We start from the raw sequence: 24,295 nt of genomic DNA, 5'->3' as shown, positions 1-24,295 counted from the left end.
CCTCTTGCGTCTATATTATCCGATGGCGTCAATAATTTCAGCGTTCCCATGGACTTTCGATGACCGGTATGTTTTTGTGTGCGTGGCGGTTTTAGATGGGATGAGATTGAGACATGAGCAGGCAAGGGGGATAAGCACTCGATTTATCCGATAAATCGAGAACATCATGAGTATTATTACGTGCGAACATTTAGTATTTCGGCCTTTCAATGCGCCGAGCGATATTCTTCGTGATATTTCTTTTCAACTCGAGCGTTCCCAACTGATGATGATTGTTGGTCCATCGGGATCAGGGAAAAGTACGTTGCTGAGACTCTTAAACCGTTTAGACGATCCTAACCAGGGACAAAGATGGTTTATGGATAAACCCTATGAACAATGGCCAATTCCGCTCTTACGTAAGCGCGTGGGTCTGGCCTTGCAAGGTGCCGTGATGCTAGAAGGGAGCGTATTGGACAATATTCTGGCTGGGCCCCGGATTTGGAAAGAAACAGTAAATCCCGAAGAATATCTGGATATGGTGTCTCTCCCCAAGAGTTATTTACAGCGTTCCGCCCGTGAACTAAGCGGAGGCGAGCGTCACCGGGTTGCCCTAGCCCGGGTTTTAGCTAACCGTCCCGATGTTATTTTACTGGATGAACCCACTGCGGCATTAGATCCGCGCAGTCGCATTGAAATTGGGGATTTGATTCAAAATTTGTTTCGACAATGGCAGGATCGATTAGCAGTTATTTGGGTGAGCCATTTTTTGGATGAAGTCGAGCGATATGCGGACGACATTTTATATTTAGAATCCGGAACAGTTGCTCTACATGGACAATGGCATGAAATTGGTCAGGACATTACTGAGCGGTTTTTTGGGAACTCTCAACAAGGAGTGTTGTCTTAAATGCATTTAGCTTTGGCACCGGGTAAACTCATTTTGTTGCTGGTTCTCATTGCCATGGGTATGATAATTTCTCGCGTGCGGCGATATGGTTTGGAACGGGACCTTCTGGAAGGAACTATACGCACCTTTGGGCAACTGTTTCTCGTCGGACTTGTGCTTAATGTCATCTTTCAAGCTAACCATTGGTACTGGACCTTCCTGATGTTATTGCTCATGATATTGATTGCCAGTCAAAATGCCAGTCGACGAGGTCGAGGAATTCCTAGAATTTTTTGGTGGACGACTTTAGCGATCGCCTCCGGGACGATTTTAACTTTAGCCCTGTTATTAGTCCTGACCATTATTCAATCGACTCCTCGCTATGTTATTCCTGTGGGGGGAATGATTATTGGCAACTCCATGATTGCCAGTGGGTTGGTTTTGAGCCGATTTCTTGAAGACCTTAAAATTAAGCGGGACTGGGTCGAGACGTATTTAAGCCTCGGGGCCACGCCCGAAACGGCTATTCAACAGGTCCTGTCTCCTTCCATAAAAAGCGGAATGATTCCGACCCTCGATTCAATGAAAACGGTAGGACTGGTCACATTACCGGGAATGATGACAGGAGCTATTTTGGCTGGAGATAATCCCATTTCCGCTGTAGAATTACAGATTATGGTGATGCTAGTGCTCGCTACGGCGGTCATGATTACCAGTACATTGTTAGGGTTCATTTTGTCCCGTGTGGCGTTCACGCCATCCCAACAATTGATTAACACGCATCCAGGAGCCTAATAAAGGCTCCTGGATGCGCTTAGCGTTTGAGTAAGTTGAGCGTATTGGTATTATCATCGGTGTAATATACGAGTAAGTCGCCACTGTCATCGACAGCGATGGCGATGCCAAATAAAGCCGAGCCTTGACCCGTCACCGGATTGACTGGTGTGGGGTCTAAAGTTTTTCGTGACATGACGCGTCCTGTCCGCGGATTAAGTTCGATGGCTTCATTGTTGCCCTGGTTTACTGCAACTAGATGCCCATTTTCCGGATTTAACGCCAGCCCCGCTGGCTTATTTAACGGGGCGCCATGATAAACAGTTAACCCATTGTTAAGATCAGACGAGGTCGTTGTAGCAGGAGACAAGGCGCTAATACGGCTATCGGCTCCGTCTGCAACGTACAGGACGTCACCTATGGGAAGCCAGACGAGCCCTTGAGGACCGAAGACCGTGGAGATGGTGGTGCCAGTGTGGGCAAATCCTGACCCGATTTGCCGGACTACGGTATCTCCATTAAAATTGGGTGGATGAAAATGCGTCATTCTGTCTATGGTGCCCGTGAGCACGTTTGTTGAAAAGAATGCGGGCGTAAGACCGTAAAACTCCCCAAAATTGAACTGCATTCCCCAAGGCCCAGCAAACAAAGGGCGCCGGATATTGCCTCCACTAAACAGGGTTCCGTTCGGTGTAATGACTTGGACTAAACCGTCGGCACCATTGGGATTCAAACCGTAATCGGCAATCCATGGCGGACCTAAATTGCTTATGGCGACAGCAATGGGGGATTTCGCTTCCCCGAAAAATCGCTCAGGTTGGCCATTGACAATGCGTTCTAACGTGGTGCCTAATCCCATGACACCAGATGCGTTATTAATGTTTGAAACTACCAAATCCCCATGTTTTAGGACGGTATGAGTGTCATCGAACGTGTACGGCGCGATAGTAATGGCATAGGGATTATTGTCGTGGTTAATGGGATCAACGGTGGAAGAAATTTCGACAATGGTATTCAAGTTGCCGATGAGAGAGCGGGGACGCTCATCAAGCGAATACCAAAAAACCCGGTTGGTGAGACCTAATGCGTGAAAGGTTTGGGGACCAGCAATCCCGTCGACTGTAATTCCGGCAACCTTTTGGAAGGCTTTTACCGCCTCTTTTGTAGCCTGACCATAATACCCATCAACACGTCCACGATAAAAAGCGAGATTTTTCAAGATCACTTGTAGCCCAGCTGTATCAAATCCATTCCTGCCTTCAAACAAATTGCGACCGCCAGTGAACGTGGAAATCCATAGAATATTAAACGTCGAGGCATCGACCGTTCCATCAAACGGTAATTTCCAATGACGATAGGTGAGATTATCGCCTTGAAAAGCTAATACAGCTTGTTGAGTACGATTGCCAAATAGTCCATCAGCAGGGTCGAATAATTTTTCCGCGTACCACAGACAGTTTAGACGGTTTTGCAAAACGGTGACATCACCTCCTTGGTCACCAGGACCCAGTAGGCGACTGCCAAAAGCCGGACCACCATAGGCTTTGGCATCTTGGCCCAACACGTTATACGTTTGTGGACCGATAATGCCATCTTGGCCAATACCAAAATAACTTTGAACATTTAACACGGCTTGGTGAGTTTCTGGACCAAAGATTCCGTCAATGAGGATTCGCGACCCCATAGGACCAAGGGGCGGATTCATCAATTCTAACATGGTGTCATAAATGCGTTGAAAAACTTTGACATCGGTGCCCCGAATATTGGGGACTTCAAACCGGAGAGTGCGCGATCCGAACGCGTACTCCGGCAAGTTGCTTTGAAAATTTGCCATCTTTTTCCCTCCTACTGGAAACATATGCACGATTCGCCAAAAGGTGACTACGACACGTGATGAATAGATCTGGCGAAGAAACGGGCACGACTTTGATATACTGGTCATAACGTCATAACGGTCATAGGTGGGAGATTCCTTGCAATTAATTGCGCAGTTCTCGCCGAACATCTCAACTATCACGCGCGGATTTTGGACAGATGTTCAGCAAACGGAAGAATGGCTCAGAGGACTTCAAAAAGATATCACAGCGCGGACCTTACTGTTAAAGGGAAAAAGTCTGACACAATTAGAGCCATGGCTACCATGGTCTCACTCTCCGCTGGAATTGGAAGGTTGGTTGAACCCCATGGAGGTTCAATTAACTTGGCGTTATTTGTTACATTTTTTGGTAGCGTCTGGCCCTGATAGTCTATTCATCCCCTGTGGGGGCGATGCCTGGATTGCCTGGAATCCACGGACTGTGATTGTTCGCGCTCCGCACAATTCATGGATTTGGTCGCATGTTATTGATAGTTGGGATCCGGCAGCATGGCGGACTCTGGATCAGATTGAATGGTGGGAGCAAGGTCGCCTGCAACAGGCGGCGCGGACAGATTTTGGTGTGTTTGAACAATGGCAGCATCCCTACGGCATGGAGGAATGGCGCATCAATGCGGCAGATAACCATGAGTCCATATTGCAACTGTGGTGGCAACAACTCGCCAATCGATTAGGCACGCGTCCTGTGAAAGTCAGTTGGCGCCAAGAGCAGCTTCATAATCCCAACACCATCTTAGGTCTGCCCGTCCGACTGAGCTGGTTAGGTCTAAAAATTTCCGGCGATCAATCCCAATTTTGGGACGGAGTTTCGCATTGGCCTGAACCCCGAGGATTACGGGCGACAATGCAGTGGTCTAGCCCCCGTTGGAATGCATGGTGGTCCACTCAAGTATCTTTAAAACGATGGAAACAAGGTACCCGGCTTGAGGCGCATTACACATTAAATCAGCGGCCTCTGACTCGGCATGCTGTGAAAATCATGCGCCAAGAAATGCATCATTTTCCAATCTTTCATCTACAGTCCGTGATGACACCCCTTGTTTATAGTGAACAGCATACATGGATGTCACTCATGGAACGGGCACAGGCTAGCCGTTGGAAAGAAATGGCCACAGAAAATCTTAAAGGATATTCTTGGCCGAGGCTGCCAGCCATGCGTATTCCCCGCCGGATACGCTTGGGCTCTTCATGGATGATTGATAAGCTTAGTTCGCATACGGGACTGTGGACCATCCGCCACCGTTCTCTTCCTTTGGCAGTTCAAATTCATTGGCCTAGAAAGAATCATGCAGGAAATCTTACGGTGACTTTCCTTAACCAGATTTCTGCAAGTCTTTATGACCTCGATCCCCGTTCAGACATTGATCGATTTTCGTTGAATCGCCGGTACTGGGCATCGGTGATTGTGCACCACATTTTGCCGGTTCTTGAGAGGATTTTTACGTCCGATGATTTTCGTTAAAAATTATCGTGATCAACTGGTTTGTTCGGTTCGCATATGATCCATGAGCGACCTTAAAATCGAAACCTCTTTCGCCAATCGCGTCCGGGTTGTACGCAATTCTAACAATTCTTGTTGCGCTTCGACCGTGAGCGGCACATGGGCGGCGATCCAATAGGATAGCGCTTCAGGTTCAGTCGGCAATTGCGGACGCGTTCTTTCGGTTGTGACAAAACTCCAAATTTCCGAACTTAATGCAATGGCTTCGTCAATTAACAACGTGGGCACAGAATCGTCTAAATCAGGAAGATATTTAAATTGACCGACCATATATTTATTGCCATGCCGGTATGATAAGAGGCTAATGCGGCTAATACCTGTCAGTTCGAGATCCATGGAACCATCTTCGACGTCTTGGGCCTGCAAAATGCGCGCAGATGTGCCGATGTTCGATGGTTCGATTTCTTGTGCGTTGGACCGACTATCATCACTCACTCGTTCTTTACAAACACATAGCGCGGTGTCTTGTTGAATGCAGTAGTTCACCATCAGTTTGTGCGCGGGATCCTGGATCCGTAGCCGGGTTTTGGCTCCCGGAAAGAGAATACCTTTGATTGGTAAAATCGGCATGCTGATTGTTTCTCGGCTTGCAGGCATGACGCCACCCCCTATAGACCTACCTAATGGACTGGCCACAAATATTTTTCCGTATGACTACGGGTTTACCGTCTATTTTACCGAATTTCGCGAAATCACACAAAGAAAATCCCAACACGTATGATGGAAAACATTCTTACACCGGGGAACTGGAAACCGATCATCTCCAACGCCAAGCAATGAGGTGATAGCCTGAGAAAATGGGGTGTTGCTCCTGGCAAGATGGAAAACATGCTAAAATAAACTGGAATATTTGGCGGACAGGGGGAAGCACCCGTGGCAAATCTTACTCATGTTGGATTAACTGACGAACAGCAACTATTTCGGGAAACCGTCAGACGGCTGGCTGAAGATAAAGTCAAACCGCGTGCTCAAGAGATCGACGAATCGGGCGAATTTCCATGGGACATCGTCGAGTTATTTCGAGAATATGGATTACTCGGCGTGGCTATGCCGGAAGAATATGGTGGGGGTGGGGCCGATTTATTGACATTTTGCATAGCCGTGGAAGAAATCGCCCGCGTCTGTGCAACATCCGCTCTCATCATTGCTGCACAACATCTGGGGGCAATGCCGATTCTTATTGCAGGCAACACAGACCAAAAGCGCCGATATCTTCCGGCCATAGCGCGGGGCGAACGACTTTCTGCGTTTGCGTTAACAGAACCAGAAGCCGGGTCAGATGCGGGAGGAACCAAAACACGGGCCATTCGTGAGGGCGATCATTATCGTCTAACGGGTAGTAAAGTCTTTATCACCAATGGCGGACTGGCTAAGACGATGGTCGTTTTCGCTTCCACAGACCCGTCCCAAGGGACACGCGGGATTTCAGCATTTATCGTGGAACTTGATCAGCCAGGTGTCATGGTTGGGCGCATTGAAAAGAAAATGGGAATTAAGGGATCTCAAACCGCACAATTGTTATTTGATAACGTCTTGGTCGATGCCAGCAATCGTTTGGGAGACGAAGGCGAAGGTTTTAAAATAGCCATGCGCACGTTGGACCGCACACGGCCAGGCATCGCGGCGCAGGCGCTAGGGATCGCCCAAGGGGCTCTTGATGTCGCCTTAGATTACCTATATCAACGTCAGCAATTTGGTACAAGCTTGAGCCAATTTGAAGGCTTGCAATTTATGGTGGCGGATATGCAAACCCAAATTGAAGCCAGCCGACAATTGTTGTATCGCGCAGCGGAAATCATTGAAACGGCGGGATTTGAGAGTCACGCTAGCAAAGAGGTTACGCGGTATTCAGCCATGGCCAAATTGATGTGTTCGGACACGGCCATGCGGGTGACGACGGATGCTGTGCAATTATTAGGTGGTTATGGGTATATTCGGGATTATCCGGTAGAACGCATGATGCGCGATGCAAAAATCACACAAATATATGAAGGCACCAATCAAATTCAGCGGCTTGTTATCTTTCGCAATATGGAGCATGGGGGCTTTTAACAGGAATGAACAAAGTTTACATCAATGCGAGTGCAGACTATGTAGGGCAGGACGTCACGATTGAAGGCTGGGTGACGCATTACCGGTCTTCTGGCAAGATTCATTTTATTGTCGTGCGAGATGGTACAGGGGTGATTCAATGTGTGGTGAAAAGCCCCGACGCGCTGTTAGAGGGAGTAAACAATTGGTCAGAATTGAGCCAAGAGACCGCTGTACAGGTTCGTGGCCATCTTCATGCCGATAAAAGGGCTCCCATCGGAGTCGAATTGGAAGTGGAGTCACTGAAGGTCATTAGCCTTAGTGATAATTACCCGATAGCTCCTAAGGAGCATGGGGTGGACTTTTTGATGGATCATCGTCACCTGTGGATTAGAAGTCCACGGCAAGCCGCGATCTTGCGTATTCGGGCAGCCATAATCCATGCTACCCGCCAGTTTTTAGACGACAATGGTTTTATCGTGGCTGATCCGCCCGTGATTACTCCAGCCGCTGCAGAGGGCAGCACGACGTTATTTCCCATTGATTATTTTGATGACCGAGCCTATTTGTCGCAGTCCGGGCAGCTCTACATGGAAGCCTTAGCCATGGCCTTAGGTCGGGTATATTCCTTTGGACCGACCTTTCGGGCAGAAAAATCAAAAACCAGAAGGCATTTAATGGAATTTTGGATGGTTGAGCCGGAAATGGCGTTTTGTGAATTCGAAGAGAATTTGATGTGGCAAGAACAACTGGTAAGTTACATCGTGCAATATGTTTTGGAAACCCGGCACAATGAATTACAGACCATCGAGCGTGATATTACGCGCCTACAACAGGTGAAACCGCCTTTTCCGCGTATTACGTATAATGAAGCGCTTGAGCGCTTACGGTCCGTGGGATTTGATCTCAAATGGGGAGAAGACATGGGAGCTCCCCATGAAACGGCTTTAGCGGAAATGTTTGATCGCCCCGTGTTTGTCACCCATTTTCCGGTGTCATTAAAGGCCTTTTATATGCAGCCTGATCCGCAAAATCCTGAGTTAGCCCTGGCTGCGGATATGCTTGCACCCGAAGGATACGGTGAAATCATTGGGGGTAGCCAACGGATTCATGACTTAGCTCTTCTTGAGGAGCGAATCCGTCAGCATCACCTGGATCCCGCGGTGTATAGCTGGTATATTGACCTTAGACGTTACGGTTCTGTTCCCCATAGTGGTTTTGGGATGGGGCTTGAACGGGTTGTGGCGTGGATCTGTGGGTTGGATCATGTTCGTGAAACAATTCCTTTTGCGCGAACACTTAATCGCTTGTGGCCTTAATGCCGTTTAATGGACACGTATACCATAAGGCCTATGTCACCGAGCCTCTCAAAAAACGGGAACGGGAATAAGAAGGGAGAGAACACATTGGATACGTCAGCCAATAACGGACCGATTAACATTGGCCAAGTTCTTAATCAGGCCCGCATAAGGCGGCGTCTATCTATCGATCAAGTCAGTGAAGCCTTGCATATCCGTCGCGAATATATTCTCGCTTTGGAACAAAACCGGTGGGATGATTTGCCTGGAGAAGTTTATGGGCAAGGATTTTTAAAGAATTATGGGCGACTGGTCGATCTCGATGGGGACGCACTGGTGGAAGAACGTCGGCGTCAAATTGGACAGCCCATCGATCATCCTCCCATTTTGCCGATGGAGCCTTTGGCCAGAACAGGATTATATACGCATAGCACGAGCCGTTCATTGCGTTCAGAACCCCCTCCGCGCAAACGCCGGTTTAGTCGCGAACCGGGAGAAGCCCCCGATTATTCAAGCCCATCTATCTTGGTGTGGTTGTTAGCGGCATTGGCCGTGCTCTTTGTGGGGGGACTTATTATGCTGCAGCATTCTTCCCATCATACTCATGCGCATGTGGCCACCAAACCGGTCGAGCCCTCGACAACGCATCATTCCAAAAAGCGGACAACTTCCGCATCACACCATAATACAAGCGCCAGCTCGGTGAATATTAGCCTTCAGACCACGAGCCAAAGTGGGAAACTTTTTTATGCGAATTACACTGTCAGTAAGACACCTATTTCTGTCAGTTTAAGCTTTACCAATGATTGCTGGGTCGAAGGCATCGTGAATGGGGTGCCCCAGCCAGGTAAATTGTATTATGGAGGACAACATGTGACATTTAGTGGGTCACAGTCGGTCGGCGTGATCTTGGGTTCTCATGCGGTGAACGTGAGTGTTGATGGACAGAATGTTCCGCTTCCAAGTCCGAGCTACGTACTCGATATGACCTTCCAAGGCTAATCGCATGCTTTTCATGAAGTCGGTCACAATAAGGAAAAACCGACAGTGAGGGAAGAGCATGCTGAATTTAGTTTCCACACTTTTAGCGGTTGGGTTGACAACAACACCAGCCGCTTATCACCATTCCGCAAAACCTTCGGTTTCCAGGTCCGTTTCTCGGTCTCATGTCGTTTCTCAACAAGGTCCGCATATCACCGCGCGTGGGGCCATTCTGATGGATGCTCGTACTGGGGCGATCATGTATGAGAAAGATGCGTTTCGACAACTGGATCCTGCTAGTGTGACTAAAATGATGACAGCTATTTTAGTTATTGAACATGGTCATCTATCCAAGACCGTGACGATATCCAAAAATGCGGCATACACCGTGGGATCTGCACTGCACATTGCCCCGGGGCAAAAATATACCGTCTATGACCTGCTTTATGGGCTATTAATGAGGTCAGGCAATGATGCCTCGGTAGCCTTAGCTGAAGCAGATGCTGGTTCGGTGTCAAAATTTGTGGCTCAAATGAATATGAAAGCCCAAGAATTAGGCGCATTCAATACCCAGTTCGAGAATCCCAATGGCCTAACGAAGCCCGGGCATTTTTCGACCGCCTACGATTTGGCGTTGATTGCACGATATGCTATGACCCTTCCCGTATTTCGCAAGATTGTGGGCACCCGGGAAGGCCATATCATGGAGCTGCGTCACAAAACGAAACGAACCTTGCACAATACCAACCAGTTACTCTACACATTTCCCGATGCTACCGGCATCAAAACCGGAACAACGGACGCAGCCGGAAAATGCTTAGTCGCGTCCGCTACACGAAATGGTCAAGATTTAATTGCTGTGGTTTTACATAGTCAGGATCGTTATGCGGATGCCAAGAATTTATTGGTGTGGGGATTTGAACACTGGTCGACAACTGAAATTATGCGGCCGGGTGAAGAAGTGGCACGAATTCCCGTGCAAAAAGGCCAAACCCCTACCGTGCCAGTGCAGGTAACAAAACCCTTATGGCTGTCTTTGCCGAATCAAGAAACTTATGAGATCTATGTTCGCCCGATTTTGTTGAGTGCACCCGTTAAACGCCATCAACCAGCGGGTTTTGTCTCGGTGATTGCCACCGGCCAACCCGCTTACGTGGCAAGTTTGGAAACCATGGAGGCTGATGGCGTGAAAACGGTGCATCAATCATTCTGGCAATGGCTCCGGTCCCGGTTTAGCCGCGGTAAATAGGTTTGCCATAGGTCAATAATTGTTTAAGCGTAACCAACTTATAGCCCTTTTCACGTAATGATTGCAAGATTGTGGGAAGGGCTATATCGGTTTGTTTGCATGTGTCTGAAGCATGCATCAGGATAATATCGCCGGGGTGAATGCGGGTGGTCACGCGTCGAATAATGGTGGCAACGCCTGGATTCATCCAATCAAGCGAGTCCGTTCCCCATGTGACCGTGGTATAGCCGACAGATCGCGCTGCTAAAATGGAGCGACTATTGAAATCGCCATTCGGCGGTCGAACAAAACTCGGTTTTTGCCCAGTGATTTGTTGGATAACCTGATCTGTTTTCATCAGGTTATCGACAATGCCTTGGTTGGATAGTCCCGAATAATTGACATGTGCCCAACCATGCGATTCGACTTCGATGCCAGCCTGAGCATAGGCTTTGACAATATCTGGATGTTGTTTGGCCCAGGGACCGGAGACAAAAATAGTGGCAGGGACGTGATCGGTTTTTAAAATCGCAAGAACTTTGGGAGGCATGACGGTTCCCCATGAGATGTCGAATGTCAAAGCGGCGACTTTTTGGTTGGTTTCAACATCTCGCAGCGAGTACCGGTCTTGGGCGGGTAATGTGGCAGCGTGTGCTGACGTCGTCATGTCGTGATCGGTGGCCCATAATCCGACGCTCATCACCGTAGCCATAATCACGGCAACAATCACGTAACGCAGCACCTTGCGACTAACTGTGACAATGCGCACAATAAAAACCTCCTTCATGCTCATAGCAGGGAGAACGATCGCAATGTCCTGCATAGTAGCATCATAGTTGGCAAACTTTGCAAATAGAACGTCCACAAGAGTTTGCCTCTTTATTTTCCCGCGTGGCTACGCTATGATACGTGCGAGGTGATTGTCGTGACGACGAAAGTTGGGATGGTTTCATTAGGCTGTCCCAAGAACCGAGTAGATTCCGAAGTGATGCTCGGACTATTAGAAGAAGCTGGTTATCAATTAACTCCTGAAGCCACGGAAGCCGATGTGTTAATTGTCAATACCTGCGGATTTATTAATTCCGCTAAACAAGAATCTATCGATACCATATTAGAAATGAATCAATATCGCGAAAAGGGACAACTTAAAGCACTCGTCATGGCGGGATGCCTTTCCCAGCGATACCAACAAACCCTGTGGGACGATTTGCCGGAGGTCGATGCCATGGTCGGCACCGGTGAGTTCCACCGGATCGTGGAAGCGGTGGAAGGGGCATTGCACGGTACACGACCCCATTTTTGGGGAGAAATGCCGGTGAGTGGCGTCAAGACGTCCCGCAAACTCACCACTCCCCATTACACAGCTTACTTAAAAATTGCCGAAGGATGCGATCACAGCTGTAGTTTTTGTGCTATTCCTCAAATGCGTGGAGGCTACCGGAGTCGACCTCTTCAAGACATCATTGGCGAAGCACGACAACTCGTAGCATCAGGAGTCCGTGAATTAATCTTGGTTGCTCAAGACTCTACCATTTGGGGCCATGATTTATATGGACATCCCGAGCTTCCCCGGTTGTTATACGCTTTGCAGGAAATTCCTGATTTGGTCTTTGTGCGTATTATGTACAGCTATCCCACACAAATTACTCCGCAATTAGTGCACGCGATGAGAGATTTGCCTGTGGTAGCTCCTTATCTTGACATGCCCCTTCAACATGCGCATCCCGATTTACTTCAAAAAATGGGTCGACCATTTCGCCGGGACAAGACAGAGCGCGTTATTAATATGATTCGTGACGCAATACCGGACATTACGCTCCGCACGACATTTATTGTGGGGTTTCCTGGTGAGACCGACGAACATTTTGAGACGTTGTTAGAATTTATTCAGACTATGCAATTCGATCACGTGGGGGTCTTTACGTATTCGCATGAAGAAGGAACTCGGGCCGAAAAACTGGGGGATCCGGTTCCAGAATCGGTCAAACAACGTCGGCGCCGCGAAGCCATGTTGGTGCAAAGAAAATTAGTGGGATCAGTGCGGGGCCGTCATATCGGTCGCGTCGTTCCCTTATTGATTGAAGAAATGGGTGATACCGTGAGCGTGGGACGAGGGGTCATGGATGCTCCAGGCATCGACGGCGTGACCTATGTTAAGGGACGGTATGCTCCTGGACAGGTCATTCCGGTTCGAATTTCTGGAACGCGCGAATATGACTTGACAGCGGAGGCTTTGATGTGAACGTCGCCGATTATGTGACGTTATCGCGAGTGCTTTTAACTCCGGTGGTGATTGCCTTCTGGCTTCAGCCATCGGCCGCGTGGCATTGGATTGGCTTAATCATTTTTATTGTGGCGGGATTGACGGATTTTATTGACGGAAAACTCGCCCGGCATCTTACGCATACGACGCGAGTAGGGTCCTATTTGGATCCTCTGGCCGACAAGATTCTTGTTCTTGGAGCCGGCTTAGCATTAATTGCGACGGGCCGGCTTTCCGCCTGGCTTCTTTTCATTGTGTTATTGCGTGAATTAGCCATCACCGGCTTGCGATCTGTGTTACCTGCAGGTACCACGATGACGGCGAGCTATCCCGCAAAGTGGAAAACTACCAGTCAATTATTTGCGCTCGGCGCTTCCGCTGTATTAAGTGGATGGGTTGCTGATGGATTGTGGGCTGTGGCTATTATTTTAACGATGTGGACAGGTTGGGAGTATTTCTACCACTATTGGCCTAAAAACTGATAACCTTGCCCAACTTTGTTGGATTCCTCCTATTTAGACAAGCATTTACGCAACCAAAGAGGATGGTGCTGTGATATACTGCCCTGTGTTCAGCTTTTTTATTCAGTTTTGTTAATCAACCGTAAAGGAGGCGAGTCGGGATGATGAAGTTTTCTGTCAAACAAGTTTTCATGATTTTTGCTGTTTTTATCGCCGTGTTTGCAGTGTTGCGCGGTGTCCAATGGATCTATCTTCGCTCTGCCATCCGCTCGCCTCTGATGCAATCGATTAGTCGGATTAATGGAGTGCGCCAGGTTCAGGTGTCCCCGCAAGGTACCGTAACGGTCAGTTTAAGCAAAGACGCTAACCTTATGACAACCTATGAGGCGATTGACAATACCAGCACACAAATTACTGGCCATAATCCTCGTCAGATTATTATCCGCGACCATGCTAGCCCTACAATGAATGCAATGGTCAATACGTTACGATTAATCATTGCGCAGGGAGAAGCGACAGGGCAATATGTCGCGATGAATAAAAGCATTCAAACATTAGCGAAAGATCATCACATGACGGCTACGGTCGAGTTAGGCAATCATCATATCTTTGTGAGCTTACAATCGCAAAATCATTGGCTTGATCAAGTCATGCCCTTAAGATTAGGGGGTGGGGGAGCATGATGCGAGAAATTATCATCGGAACTGTGTTAGCCCTTCTGGTGTTTTTAGGTCTTGATGGCGTGGATATTTGGCCCTTGGTTTTATTGCTGGGACTTGGTGTTGCCGTCTATGCTACTGGCATTTTAAACCGGCTAGGCACGCGCAATACCCGAAAAATTCAAGTCAGCCAGGTTTCGACGTCCTTTCAAGATATCGGTGGCCAGCAAACCGCCAAAAATGAATTAAAGGAAGCGCTCGAGTTCATTTTAAAACCGGAAGTTATCAACCGGCTCGGGATTCGTCCCCTCAAAGGTATCTTATTAACTGGCCCTCCGGGTACGGGAAAAACCTTACTGGCCAAGGCTGCAGCACAATATACCGAATCGGTGTTTTTGTCTGCGTCAGGATCGGAATTTGTTGAAATGTATGCAGGAGTTGGCGCTCAGCGAGTGCGGCAGTTATTTCAAGATGCCCGTAACCTGGCACGTAAAGAGGGCAAATCCAGTGCCATTATCTTTATTGACGAGATTGAAGTGATGGCGGGCAAACGGGGTAGTAACCAATCCCATTTAGAATATGATCAAACGCTCAATCAATTGCTCGTGGAAATGGACGGGATGCCAGTCCATGGCGATGATGTGCGAATTTTGGTCATGGCTGCTACCAACCGCGTTGACTTATTAGACCAGGCTTTGATGCGTCCTGGACGATTTGACCGGCTGGTTCGCGTCGACTTACCTGATCGTGAGGGACGCCTAAGCATCTTGCGGTTGCACACACGGAATAAACCATTAGACGCGAATGCCGATTTGGACACTATCGCGCGGGAGACATTTGGTTTTTCCGGAGCTCACCTCGAAAGTGTGTGTAATGAAGCGGCGATTTTAGCAATGCGTGACAACGCGGAATTCATTACCACCCACCATTTACGGCAAGCGGTAGATAAAGTGATGCTTGGGGAACGAATGGACCGGACGCTGCGGCATGAAGATCTGAGGCGTGTTGCGATCCATGAAAGTGGTCACGCCATTGTGGGTGAACTGGTTTCCCCTGGCTCTGTATCATCCATCACGATCGCCCCACGCGGCATGGCCCTCGGGTTTGTCCGCCATGCTCCCGAGGATGACCGGCTGCTCCAGACAGTTTCCGAATTGAAAGCGGAGATTCAAGTGCTTTTGGGCGGATCAACGGCCGAACGTACCATTTTGGGAGAACAAAGCACGGGGGCGGCTAATGATTTTGAAAAAGCGTGGGATGTCGCCCGCCAAATGGTTCTATCGGGATTATCCCCGCTGGGTGTCATTCATGAGGAAGCCTTATCGGCTGATTTACTCTATCAGACCATTCGAGACATTATTGCCGAACAGCAGACCATTGTGGATGAACTCATTAGCCAGCACAAAGAAGAACTATTAACGTTAGCCGATAATCTTTTAGAGCATGAAACATTACCCGGTGAAACCGTAAGGTCTTTAATAGCCTCATAATAGGCGGACGCGACGTTTTCGCGCCCGTTTTTCGTTTCATCCCGCCCAAAGCCACGGAGTTGTCAGACAGTTGTATTTCTACCCTAAATATGGCATGATCATAATACCTGATAGTACGGAGGGACAGGCGTGTTTAATCTTGCCGGCCTCGTGGCGGTAGGCGATGAAGTTTTAAGCGGTGAAGTGATCAATTCCAATGCCGCGTGGCTGGCACAACAGCTGTTATCGGTCGGAATTCATACCAAATGGCACATGGTTGTTGGGGATGATGTAACGGCCATATCGCAAGCATTAGAGTGGATGCATCAGCATGTGGATCTCGTGATTGTGATAGGCGGATTAGGCCCGACCGCCGATGATCTGACCAAAGACGCCGTAGCTCGCTATTATCACCGGGATCTCATCGTAGATTCGACCACGATAGATTATATAGCTGCCCATCATGGACGGAATATAGGTTGGCAGGAATCTGTGTCGCGACAAGCTCAAGTGATTACAGGAGCTACAGTCTGGCAAAATCCCCATGGGCAAGCCCCGGGGCAACTCATCGAGGATGTGTCAGGCGTGACCGTTCTCCTGCCTGGTCCTCCCAGAGAACTTCAAGGGGTAGCTCGTGATTTTTTATTGCCATGGTTGCGTCAAGGGCCGCTGAGTCATCCGGTGATTCGAAGAACCTTAACATCTTTTGATATGGATGAATCGGTTATCGCACATCAATTGCTACCCTTGCTTTCAGGGCAACATCCCAAAACAGGCATTTATGCACGACCGGGTCAAGTCGACGTGCGGGTGGAGTCATCGACTTCGCCACAGCAGTGGGTGCTGAATGAACGGGCCGTGGCTTGGATTAAGGGACGTGTGACGAGCCGCTTATACGAATTAACGCATGTTGATCGTACCACGGTTCTGATCGAGACGCTCAGTCAACGACAAGAAACTATCAGTGCCATGGAATCTTTAACCGGTGGATTATTCATGGCCACATTGATTAACGTACCGGGAGCTTCTCTATGTGTGGCTGGAGGAGCGGTTGCATATACTGATCGCATCAAAGCATTATACGGTGTTCCGGTAAGTATTCTGGAACAATACGGAGCCGTAAGTGCTGAATGTGCTTTAGCGATGGCACAAAGTATTCGACAAAAGTATGGCACTCATTGGGGTGTCAGTACGACCGGTTATGCAGGACCAGGGGGCGGAGATTCGGATAATCCGGTGGGAACGTTTTATACATCTGTCGCAGGCCCAAAAGGTAGTGAAGTGAGGCGTCGCGTCATTTCTGCTGACCGTGAAGGCGTACGGGAAGCCGCTGTGGAAATGGCGCTGACTTTGTTATGGGACATGCTAGGTCTGTCCGAATCTTATGCGCGCCCCAATTTTGATGAAATCAACACACGATAAAGGAGTCGTCAATGGAACAGGAATCCGTAAAGTTAGAAACATTTAAAAGCATGGGGTTATCCATGCCTGTGCTCAAAGCATTGGAGGAAATGGGCTTTGAGGAGCCTTCCCCCATTCAGGTCAAAACGATTCCCTTAATTCTGGAAGGCCATGATTTGATTGGTCAGGCCCAAACCGGAACAGGAAAAACGGCAGCCTTCGGGGTGCCTATCGTTGAACGGCTGGATCACCGAAGCAAAAAGGTTCAGGCTTTGGTTATGGCGCCAACCCGGGAGTTGGCAATTCAGGTCTCTGAAGAGATTACAAAAATTGGGCGGCATTCTGGGGTCAAAGTCGTACCCATTTATGGGGGACAATCTTATGATCGTCAGATTAAAGCATTGGAGCACGGCGCTCAAGTGGTCATTGGAACGCCAGGACGTGTCATGGATCATATCCGCCGTGGTACGTTGAAACTGGATTCAGTGCGTATGGTGGTCTTAGATGAAGCCGACGAAATGCTTGATATGGGATTTATCGAAGATGTCGAGTTTATTCTACAAAACATTCCTACGGAACGGCAGACCATGCTGTTTTCAGCGACAGTTCCGGAAGCCATTTCGCGATTGGCACGGAAATATTTGAAAAACCCTGAGCATATTTCGATTAGTCCTGAACGGCTAACGGTTCCCAAAATCGAACAAGTGTACTATGAAGTGCGGGAGCACGAAAAGCTTGATGGGTTGTCACGTATTTTGGATATGGAAAGCGCTGAAAGAACGATCATCTTTTGCCGAACGAAAAAACGCGTCGATGAATTGGCCGAGGGATTACAAGCCCGGGGATATTCTGCTGAAGCTATTCATGGCGATTTGAACCAGGTCCAAAGAAATCGTGTTCTTAAGCGGTTTAAAGAGGGTGCGAGCGAGATTCTCGTCGCGACAGATGTAGCCGCACGCGGTCTCGACATTGATAACGTCACGCATGTGATTAATTATGACCTTCCCCAAGATACTGAAACCTATGTGCACCGTATTGGACGAACAGGTCGGGCGGGGCGGAGTGGTACCGCGATAACTCTCGTATTGCCCAAGGAATTTCGCCAATTTCGCCAAATGGAACGGATTTTGCGGGTGCGGTTACAACGTCGTCCTTTGCCGACCCAAGAGGATGTGGCAGAGAAACAACGCGAAGCGTTGAAAAATCGATTGGCTGATGAAATTGAACGCGGCGTGTTGCCAGCCTATCAAGATATTGTCATGGAATTAGCTCAATCCTATGATAGCGTAGATATTGCGGCAGCCGCATTACGATTAATGCTCGATAAAGGGCATGATCAGCCCGTGGAAGGCGAATTTGGCGAGACAGGTGCTGAACCCGGAATGGTCCGGCTGTTTTTGAACCTTGGTCGAATGGACCGGGTCTCCCCAGCGGATATTGTTCGGGGATTAGCGGAAGGGGCTCATATTTCAGGAAGTGTAATCGGGCTCATTGACATTTATGACCGGTTTACCTTTGTTGAAATGCCAAAAGATGCCGCCGCTAAAGTTCTTCAAAACATGGGTTCTATTGTTATTCGCGGAAAATCCGTTAATATGGAGCCGGCTCGGCCGCGGTAAAAAGATAGAGGAGATTATTGAGGTTCTAGCGAATAGTTTCGTGAGTTAGGTTAGCAGGGGAGGAAAAGAAACTATGGCGATGGACCGGAACAAGGCATTGGATCTGGCGCTCGCACAAATTGAAAAACAATTTGGTAAAGGATCGATAATGCGATTAGGGGAAGCATCTGGGCAAACTGCGATCGATGTGATTTCGACGGGTTGCCTTCCCTTGGATATTGCGATGGGAGTAGGGGGATTGCCCCGAGGCAGAGTAGTGGAAATTTATGGACAAGAGTCCTCTGGAAAAACCACTATAGCCTTGCATGCTATTGCTGAAGCCCAAAAAGCCGGGGGCGTAGCGGCGTTTATTGACGTGGAACACGCGTTAGATCCGCTGTATGCGAGAAAACTTGGCGTAAATCTCAATGACTTGTTAATTTCCCAGCCAGATACTGGAGAACAAGCCCTGGAAATCGCTGAAGCTCTTGTCCGGTCTGGCGCTGTAGATATTGTAGTGGTCGACTCGGTGGCGGCTCTTGTTCCTCGGGCCGAAATCGAGGGAGAAATGGGGGACGCCCACGTGGGACTCCAGGCGCGATTAATGTCTCAAGCGTTGCGGAAGTTAACAGGGGCGATCTCCAAATCCAATACCGTGACCGTGTTTATTAACCAACTACGTGAAAAGGTTGGGGTGATGTTCGGAAACCCCGAAACCACGCCGGGGGGACGAGCCCTAAAATTTTATTCGTCCATTCGGCTCGAAGTCCGGCGTATTGATAGCTTAAAACAAGGTACAGAAGTGGTAGGGAACCGAACGCGTGTGAAAGTGGTAAAAAACAAAGTGGCTCCCCCCTTCAAACAGGCAGAATTTGATATTTTATATGGGGAAGGCGTCTCCCGCGAAGGCAGTATCTTAGATCTTGCGGTAGAAATTGGTCTTGTGCAAAAAAGCGGCGCCTGGTATGCATATGGTGATTTGCGCTTAGGCCAAGGGCGAGAAAACACCCGGGAATTTCTCAAAAACAATCCTGAGCTTGCGCAAGAACTGGACGCAAAGATTCGCCAGCATTTCCAAGCCAGTTCGTCTTTAGTGTCGTTAGGGACCCCCGATGAGCAGGACATCGAATAAAGATCCCTACATTCAAGCACTGCGTTGGTTGGGATATCGCGACTATAGCAGTGCGTGTCTGGCAAAACGCCTGCGAGAACAGGGCTATGATCAACTTCTGGTAGAACAAACGGTAAGCCGGCTCATCGATGAAGGGTGGTTAGATGATTTCCGGCTTGCCCGCCAGATTATTGAACAATGTCTTGCGACACAAACTATGGGGCCGGGTTTGATTCGCCACCGCCTGATGTCACGAGGACTATCCCGCGAGATTTGGGACAACATCCTCCAAGAACGAATCCAGGCGATTGATTGGCTAAAGATTGCCGAAGCTCTTGAGGAGCGGTACGATATGAACGAACCGCGGGAACGACTTCGGTTTGGCCGCTACTTAATCCGTCGAGGATTTCCCACGGCAGTGGCATGGCAGTTAGCAGGCCCGGATAATGCGCCAGCAACAGAAAAGGAGTGTTAACTGTGGCTCTTAAAATCATTGAAGAATGTATCTCGTGTGGGGCATGCGAACCCGAATGTCCTAACGGAGCCATTAGTGAGGCAGAAGATATCTATGTGATTGATCCGGGACATTGTACGGAGTGTTATGGTTTTTATACAACCCAGCAATGTGCGGATGTGTGTCCAGTAGAAGCGTGTGTAAAAGACGACAAATATCCTGAAACAGCTGCCGAATTAAAAGAAAAATTTCTGTCATTATATCCTGATGGTCATTTAGAAAATACCGATAAATGGAAACCTCCCACGTTATAAGACGTCGGAGGGAATATCCATTAGTCAAAAATAGGAAAAACTGACTGATTCGTTGGATGATACGTATGATAGCATAAAGGCGTTTGACGGCCGGAAAGGGAGGGTGCCGAATGAACCTATCATCGTCAGGTTGGGGAAGCAGCACACGAGGACTGGGAGCTTTAATTACGGTAATGATGCGCTATCCGGAAATTAATAGTGTTCAGTTTAATCCGGATGATCGAACATTGAATATGACATTTATTGTTCGAAAAACAATTGGTGATGAAACGTGGTCTGCATTAACTGATCAGCTCGTTGATGTGTTGCAAACTTACCGGTGGGTTACAGGTCGGCCTCTGTCGCTGATTGAATTAGATCGTTTGGATTGGGATACAGCCACCATTATTGAACTCCGCCGCGACATCGATACCGTATCGGTGGAAGAAGTGGGCATGATGATTGAAGTGCTCCACGACTGGTTCGAACAAGATGTGGTTACCGATACCCATGACTTATTGGAAGAAGAACTGATGCTCCAAGAAGAAACGATACAGGCCAACTTGGAGGCCTTAAGTCAAGACGCGCACGGTCATCTCGTAGCGCTCCGCGATGAAGGTCGGGTGGTCGTGTTTAACACCTAAACAACACACAGATATCTGCTCACGGTGAAAGGCAGGATAGGATGAAGGTTTTATTGGTAGGCGATGTCGTGGGAAAAGTAGGCCGGCGCATGTTGAAGTCGGCTATTCCCATTATTAAGGCAGAAAATGGCGTGACGCTGGTTGTGGCAAATGGGGAAAATGCAGCCGGGGGAAATGGATTGACCCACGAAATCATGGATGATCTTCTGGCGTCGGGCGTGGACGTTTTATCATCGGGCAACCATATTTTTGACAAAAAAGAAGTTTTGGAGTTTCTCGATGATGTCCCTGCCTTACTGCGGCCTCTGAATTTGCCTCTAGGAACTCCAGGACACGGCTATGTGGTCACTGGCATTCACGGCATTCCTGTAGCCGTGATTAATCTGGCGGGACGCGCATTCATGCCTTTTCAATATGATGATCCGTTTGCGGCCATTGACCGGGTCCTTGACAGTTTAGCTCCCGAGGTGCGGGTGATTTTAGTGGATTTCCATGCCGAAACAACATCGGAAAAGGCAGCCTTGGCGTGGTATTTGGATGGAAAAGTTTCCGTGGTTGTGGGAACGCATACGCATGTGCAGACTGCGGATGAACGGATTTTACCCCAAGGTACTGCTTTCATCACGGATTTAGGTATGACAGGTCCTAGGGACTCCGTCATTGGCGTGAAAACCGAATTAGTTATTCAAAAATTGAAAACGCAAATGCCCGTACGCTTTGATACGGCGACAGGTCCAGGGCAATTCGGCGGTCTGATTGTCGATATTGATGAACAGTCCGGTCGAGCGCGTGAGGTCAAAAGAATTTTCTATCGAGAATAAGGGGGGATGACGCGGTGTTGTGGCATGGTCATGAAATGCCGGTCGTGGATACGCATGCAGATAGTCTATTAGCTGCTCTAAAAGGTCAGCGTCATTTATATGAAGCCAGCCAAGAGGGACAGCTTGATTTTCCTCGCATGAAACAAGCCGGTCATAAACTGCAATTTTTGTCGTGTTGGGTGGAACCAGAATTTAAACCCGAGCGCGCCCTTCCCCGTTTATTGACATTCGTCGATCAATTTTATACAGAAGTCGAAGCGGCTTCATCCGACGTCGTTCCCGTCTTTGATAAAGCATCTCTGGACCGGGTGCTAAGTTCTGATAAGATAGGTGTGGTAATGTCTATCGAGGGGTCTGAAGCGGTCGGAACAGATCCTAGGCTTGTGCGGGTATTATACCGGCTCGGCTTTCGTCTCATGAGTCTAACATGGAACGAACGCAATGCGTTAGCGGATGGCGCTGGGGAAGATCCCGGCGGCGGTGGCGTTAGCCGAGCTGGTCGACTAATTATCCAAGAAATTAACCGGATCGGAATGGTCTTAGATGTGTCGCACTTGAGCCATGCAGCGTTCTGGGACGTGATGGAAATTTCTCAACGGCCCGTGATTGCGTCTCATTCCAATTGCCGCGCGTTGGCTGACCATCGTCGGAACCTGACCGATGCCCAAATTCTCGCTCTTGCCCGTCATGGCGGTATTCAAGGGCTAACTTTTGTGCGTGAATTCTTAGGCGGTGCTCAGGATGTCGACCGTGTGGTGGACCATGCCCAACATCATTTAGATTTGGTTGGTGATGATCGGCATCTTGGCCTCGGTTCTGACTTTGACGGTGTGGAAAAACCGGTGACAGGCCTCGAAGATGTTACCCGTTTATCAGTATTGGCGGACCGCATGAGTGATCGTGGAATTCCCGACGAGACTATTGATCGTATTTTCGGGGGAAATTATCTGCGATTCTTTTTGGAACGGTGGTCTGACTTCAATTCAAACACATAGGAGGATACAACGTGAAAGTGCAGTTAAAGGTCGATGACCGTTTTAAGGTTCCGGCTGAACTCGTGGCAGTAGGAGTCTATGAAAATGAGAACGGGACCGACCGCGAACATATGCCTGAAGCCTACCAAACCCTTTTAAGCGATGCGATGGCACGGGGGGAATTTGAGGGAAAATTGTTACAGACGCTCACTGCATTGCCCGTCCCAGGTGTGCTTACTCGGCGCGTGGTATTTATCGGGTTAGGAAAACAATCCGAATTGACCGCGAATGTTGTACGAAAAGTTTTTGGACAACTTGCCCAGATTAGCGAAAAAATGAAAGTGCAATCGGTCGCCGCGGCATTGCCCCAAGGAAGTTTTTCCGAAAAAGATGCGGCATTGGCTGCGACAGAAGGATGGGTCTTGGGATCGTGGAAATTCGCTGGATACCATCAGGAACCCGTCGACCGACACGTGGCCGATTTATATTTGACCAATATTGGCCACGTGGAATCGGCGCAAGAGGGGGTCGACGTGGGGTTAGTGGTCGCCAACGCGCAAAACTATACACGGGATTTAGGATTTCGCCCGTCGAATAAATTGTATCCGGAGCTTCTCGCTGAAGAAGCGGTGGATGCGGGCCGCCGTCATGGGTTTAGTGTGGAAGTGTTTGATGAAATGCGCCTTAAGGAATTGGGCATGGAGGCCTTATTAGGGGTCGGACAAGGTAGTGTGTATCCGCCGCGTCTCGTCCTGATGCGTTATGATGCACATGCTGATAAGACATTAGCTCTGGTCGGAAAAGGTATTACCTTCGATTCCGGTGGGATTAGTTTGAAACCATCTGCCGGAATGGAAGACATGAAATATGACATGTTGGGTGCCGCCGCTGTTTTAGGAGCGATGTGTGCGATTGCCGAGACCAAACCGTCGGTAAACGTCATCGGTTTAATGGCTATCGCTCAAAATATGCCATCGGGATCGGCCTACAAACCGGGGGACGTTGTTCGGGCCTTTAACGGGAAGACCATCGAGATCACCAATACCGATGCAGAAGGTCGCGTAGCCTTGTCCGATGCCGTCAGTTATGCGGCACATTTGCGGCCCAATTGGATTGTGGAGACTTCGACCTTGACCGGGGCTGTTTTGGTCGTGTTGGGGCATGAAGCCACAGGACTTGTCGCGGATGATGATAAATTGGCGGAGCAGGTGATTGAAGCGGGGGACAAGGTAGGTGAACGCATTTGGCGCTTACCAATTTACCCTGAGTACAAAGAGCTATACAAATCAAAAGTGGCGGATATTAAAAATTCTCCTGGGCGGGACGCTGGCACCATTACCGGGGGTATGATTATTCGGGAATTTGCGGGCGGTATTCCCTTTGCCCATTTGGACATTGCCGGAACGGCATGGACGAAAGAAGGACCGCTGAACGCTGTGGATGGTGCCACGGGCGTTATGGTTCGGACTTTTGTGGAATTAGCGCATATGCTTGCCTAAGTTTCTCTCCCAAATGAAATCCCCTGGACATCTCTGATCCAGGGGATTTGCTTTTTGTTGGATTCGGCTCAGGAATATTTTCCCAGGCAAA

General features: G+C 48.8%; 23 protein-coding genes. 20 read left to right on the top strand and 3 right to left on the bottom strand.

Going from position 1 to position 24,295, the window contains the following annotated elements; genetic code table 11:
• The first annotated feature begins 166 nt into the window (after window positions 1-166).
• Both B8987_RS16435 and B8987_RS16430 read left to right on the top strand, forming a co-directional pair.
• On the top strand, window positions 167-889 hold the full coding sequence (locus B8987_RS16435) for an ABC transporter ATP-binding protein (protein ID WP_020374845.1): 723 nt from the start codon (window positions 167-169) through the stop codon (window positions 887-889).
• Window positions 890-1,663, top strand: a complete 774-nt coding sequence (locus B8987_RS16430; RefSeq protein WP_020374846.1) for an ABC transporter permease — start codon at window positions 890-892, stop codon at window positions 1,661-1,663.
• Window positions 1,664-1,682: 19 nt separating this feature from the next.
• On the opposite strand, the gene B8987_RS16425 is transcribed toward B8987_RS16430, so the two are convergent.
• Window positions 1,683-3,476: a peptidoglycan-binding protein gene (locus tag B8987_RS16425; RefSeq protein ID WP_020374847.1), complete on the bottom strand. Its 1,794-nt coding sequence runs from the start codon at window positions 3,474-3,476 to the stop codon at window positions 1,683-1,685.
• 139 nt (window positions 3,477-3,615) lie between these two features.
• Between B8987_RS16425 and B8987_RS16420 the strand changes: the two genes are divergently transcribed.
• Complete coding sequence (locus B8987_RS16420) at window positions 3,616-4,980, top strand: hypothetical protein (protein ID WP_084661714.1); 1,365 nt, start codon at window positions 3,616-3,618, stop codon at window positions 4,978-4,980.
• Window positions 4,981-4,992: 12 nt separating this feature from the next.
• Here B8987_RS16420 and B8987_RS16415 read toward each other — a convergent pair whose 3' ends face one another.
• Complete coding sequence (locus tag B8987_RS16415; protein WP_037912413.1) at window positions 4,993-5,616, bottom strand: LON peptidase substrate-binding domain-containing protein; 624 nt, start codon at window positions 5,614-5,616, stop codon at window positions 4,993-4,995.
• 276 nt (window positions 5,617-5,892) lie between these two features.
• Here B8987_RS16415 and B8987_RS16410 point away from each other — a divergent pair, with 276 nt between their 5' ends.
• The 4 genes from B8987_RS16410 to B8987_RS16395 all read left to right on the top strand — a co-directional run bounded on the left by B8987_RS16410 (window position 5,893) and on the right by B8987_RS16395 (window position 10,578).
• Window positions 5,893-7,071: an acyl-CoA dehydrogenase family protein gene (locus B8987_RS16410; protein ID WP_020374850.1), complete on the top strand. Its 1,179-nt coding sequence runs from the start codon at window positions 5,893-5,895 to the stop codon at window positions 7,069-7,071.
• Window positions 7,072-7,076: 5 nt separating this feature from the next.
• On the top strand, window positions 7,077-8,369 hold the full coding sequence (gene asnS, locus B8987_RS16405) for an asparagine--tRNA ligase (protein WP_084661713.1): 1,293 nt from the start codon (window positions 7,077-7,079) through the stop codon (window positions 8,367-8,369).
• 87 nt (window positions 8,370-8,456) lie between these two features.
• The gene (locus tag B8987_RS16400) at window positions 8,457-9,350 is read left to right on the top strand and encodes a helix-turn-helix domain-containing protein (RefSeq protein ID WP_020374852.1); all 894 of its coding nucleotides are present in this window, start codon (window positions 8,457-8,459) and stop codon (window positions 9,348-9,350) included.
• A 58-nt stretch (window positions 9,351-9,408) separates the two neighbouring features.
• Window positions 9,409-10,578 (top strand): D-alanyl-D-alanine carboxypeptidase family protein, encoded by a 1,170-nt coding sequence (locus tag B8987_RS16395; protein ID WP_028962209.1) that lies wholly within the window; start codon window positions 9,409-9,411, stop codon window positions 10,576-10,578.
• Here B8987_RS16395 and B8987_RS16390 read toward each other — a convergent pair.
• Window positions 10,562-11,422: a polysaccharide deacetylase family protein gene (locus B8987_RS16390; RefSeq protein WP_176213250.1), complete on the bottom strand. Its 861-nt coding sequence runs from the start codon at window positions 11,420-11,422 to the stop codon at window positions 10,562-10,564. The genes B8987_RS16395 and B8987_RS16390 overlap by 17 nt on opposite strands.
• Before the next feature lie 60 nt (window positions 11,423-11,482).
• On the opposite strand from B8987_RS16390, the gene rimO reads away from it, so the two are divergent.
• The 13 genes from rimO (at window position 11,483) to B8987_RS16325 (ending at window position 24,204) form a co-directional block, all read left to right on the top strand.
• A complete protein-coding gene (gene rimO, locus B8987_RS16385; protein WP_242940678.1) occupies window positions 11,483-12,799 on the top strand; it encodes a 30S ribosomal protein S12 methylthiotransferase RimO in 1,317 nt (438 codons plus the stop codon).
• On the top strand, window positions 12,796-13,302 hold the full coding sequence (pgsA, locus tag B8987_RS16380) for a CDP-diacylglycerol--glycerol-3-phosphate 3-phosphatidyltransferase (protein WP_084661712.1): 507 nt from the start codon (window positions 12,796-12,798) through the stop codon (window positions 13,300-13,302). The genes rimO and pgsA overlap by 4 nt, the downstream gene beginning before the upstream one ends.
• 140 nt (window positions 13,303-13,442) lie before the next feature.
• Window positions 13,443-13,964, top strand: a complete 522-nt coding sequence (locus B8987_RS16375; protein WP_084661711.1) for a hypothetical protein — start codon at window positions 13,443-13,445, stop codon at window positions 13,962-13,964.
• Window positions 13,961-15,430: an AAA family ATPase gene (locus B8987_RS16370; RefSeq protein WP_020374858.1), complete on the top strand. Its 1,470-nt coding sequence runs from the start codon at window positions 13,961-13,963 to the stop codon at window positions 15,428-15,430. The genes B8987_RS16375 and B8987_RS16370 overlap by 4 nt, the downstream gene beginning before the upstream one ends.
• 129 nt (window positions 15,431-15,559) lie before the next feature.
• The gene (locus B8987_RS16365; RefSeq protein WP_020374859.1) at window positions 15,560-16,831 is read left to right on the top strand and encodes a CinA family nicotinamide mononucleotide deamidase-related protein; all 1,272 of its coding nucleotides are present in this window, start codon (window positions 15,560-15,562) and stop codon (window positions 16,829-16,831) included.
• 11 nt (window positions 16,832-16,842) lie between these two features.
• Window positions 16,843-18,429, top strand: a complete 1,587-nt coding sequence (locus B8987_RS16360) for a DEAD/DEAH box helicase (protein WP_020374860.1) — start codon at window positions 16,843-16,845, stop codon at window positions 18,427-18,429.
• Window positions 18,430-18,502: 73 nt separating this feature from the next.
• The gene (gene recA / locus B8987_RS16355; RefSeq protein ID WP_020374861.1) at window positions 18,503-19,540 is read left to right on the top strand and encodes a recombinase RecA; all 1,038 of its coding nucleotides are present in this window, start codon (window positions 18,503-18,505) and stop codon (window positions 19,538-19,540) included.
• Window positions 19,521-19,994, top strand: coding sequence for a regulatory protein RecX (locus B8987_RS16350; protein ID WP_020374862.1), 474 nt, complete (start codon window positions 19,521-19,523; stop codon window positions 19,992-19,994). The genes recA and B8987_RS16350 overlap by 20 nt, the downstream gene beginning before the upstream one ends.
• Before the next feature lie 2 nt (window positions 19,995-19,996).
• The gene (locus tag B8987_RS16345; RefSeq protein WP_020374863.1) at window positions 19,997-20,287 is read left to right on the top strand and encodes a YfhL family 4Fe-4S dicluster ferredoxin; all 291 of its coding nucleotides are present in this window, start codon (window positions 19,997-19,999) and stop codon (window positions 20,285-20,287) included.
• A gap of 110 nt (window positions 20,288-20,397) precedes the next feature.
• Window positions 20,398-20,910: a hypothetical protein gene (locus tag B8987_RS16340; RefSeq protein ID WP_020374864.1), complete on the top strand. Its 513-nt coding sequence runs from the start codon at window positions 20,398-20,400 to the stop codon at window positions 20,908-20,910.
• 41 nt (window positions 20,911-20,951) lie between these two features.
• Window positions 20,952-21,731 carry a TIGR00282 family metallophosphoesterase gene (locus tag B8987_RS16335; RefSeq protein ID WP_020374865.1) on the top strand — a complete coding sequence of 260 codons (780 nt, stop codon included), beginning with the start codon at window positions 20,952-20,954 and terminating at the stop codon, window positions 21,729-21,731.
• A gap of 14 nt (window positions 21,732-21,745) precedes the next feature.
• Window positions 21,746-22,726, top strand: a complete 981-nt coding sequence (locus tag B8987_RS16330; protein WP_020374866.1) for a dipeptidase — start codon at window positions 21,746-21,748, stop codon at window positions 22,724-22,726.
• Between the two features lie 11 nt (window positions 22,727-22,737).
• Window positions 22,738-24,204 (top strand): leucyl aminopeptidase, encoded by a 1,467-nt coding sequence (locus B8987_RS16325; RefSeq protein ID WP_020374867.1) that lies wholly within the window; start codon window positions 22,738-22,740, stop codon window positions 24,202-24,204.
• The last annotated feature ends 91 nt before the right edge of the window (window positions 24,205-24,295 follow it).

The organism is Sulfobacillus thermosulfidooxidans DSM 9293, from assembly GCF_900176145.1.
GTDB classification, from domain to species: domain Bacteria; phylum Bacillota; class Sulfobacillia; order Sulfobacillales; family Sulfobacillaceae; genus Sulfobacillus; species Sulfobacillus thermosulfidooxidans.
The sequence above is the reverse complement of the archived record's forward strand: the minus strand, read 5'-3'. Positions and strand labels throughout refer to the sequence as shown.

Excerpts from the sequence above, each read along its gene's own strand:
- B8987_RS16435 (WP_020374845.1), top strand. The coding sequence starts at position 167 with ATGAGTATTATTACGTGCGAACATTTAGTATTTCGGCCTTTCAATGCG.
- B8987_RS16430 (WP_020374846.1), top strand. The coding sequence starts at position 890 with ATGCATTTAGCTTTGGCACCGGGTAAACTCATTTTGTTGCTGGTTCTC.
- B8987_RS16425 (WP_020374847.1), bottom strand. The coding sequence starts at position 3,476 with ATGGCAAATTTTCAAAGCAACTTGCCGGAGTACGCGTTCGGATCGCGC.
- B8987_RS16415 (WP_037912413.1), bottom strand. The coding sequence starts at position 5,616 with ATGCCTGCAAGCCGAGAAACAATCAGCATGCCGATTTTACCAATCAAA.
- asnS (WP_084661713.1), top strand. The coding sequence starts at position 7,077 with ATGAACAAAGTTTACATCAATGCGAGTGCAGACTATGTAGGGCAGGAC.
- B8987_RS16395 (WP_028962209.1), top strand. The coding sequence starts at position 9,409 with ATGCTGAATTTAGTTTCCACACTTTTAGCGGTTGGGTTGACAACAACA.
- B8987_RS16375 (WP_084661711.1), top strand. The coding sequence starts at position 13,443 with ATGATGAAGTTTTCTGTCAAACAAGTTTTCATGATTTTTGCTGTTTTT.
- B8987_RS16370 (WP_020374858.1), top strand. The coding sequence starts at position 13,961 with ATGATGCGAGAAATTATCATCGGAACTGTGTTAGCCCTTCTGGTGTTT.
- B8987_RS16360 (WP_020374860.1), top strand. The coding sequence starts at position 16,843 with ATGGAACAGGAATCCGTAAAGTTAGAAACATTTAAAAGCATGGGGTTA.
- recA (WP_020374861.1), top strand. The coding sequence starts at position 18,503 with ATGGCGATGGACCGGAACAAGGCATTGGATCTGGCGCTCGCACAAATT.
- B8987_RS16350 (WP_020374862.1), top strand. The coding sequence starts at position 19,521 with ATGAGCAGGACATCGAATAAAGATCCCTACATTCAAGCACTGCGTTGG.
- B8987_RS16340 (WP_020374864.1), top strand. The coding sequence starts at position 20,398 with ATGAACCTATCATCGTCAGGTTGGGGAAGCAGCACACGAGGACTGGGA.
- B8987_RS16335 (WP_020374865.1), top strand. The coding sequence starts at position 20,952 with ATGAAGGTTTTATTGGTAGGCGATGTCGTGGGAAAAGTAGGCCGGCGC.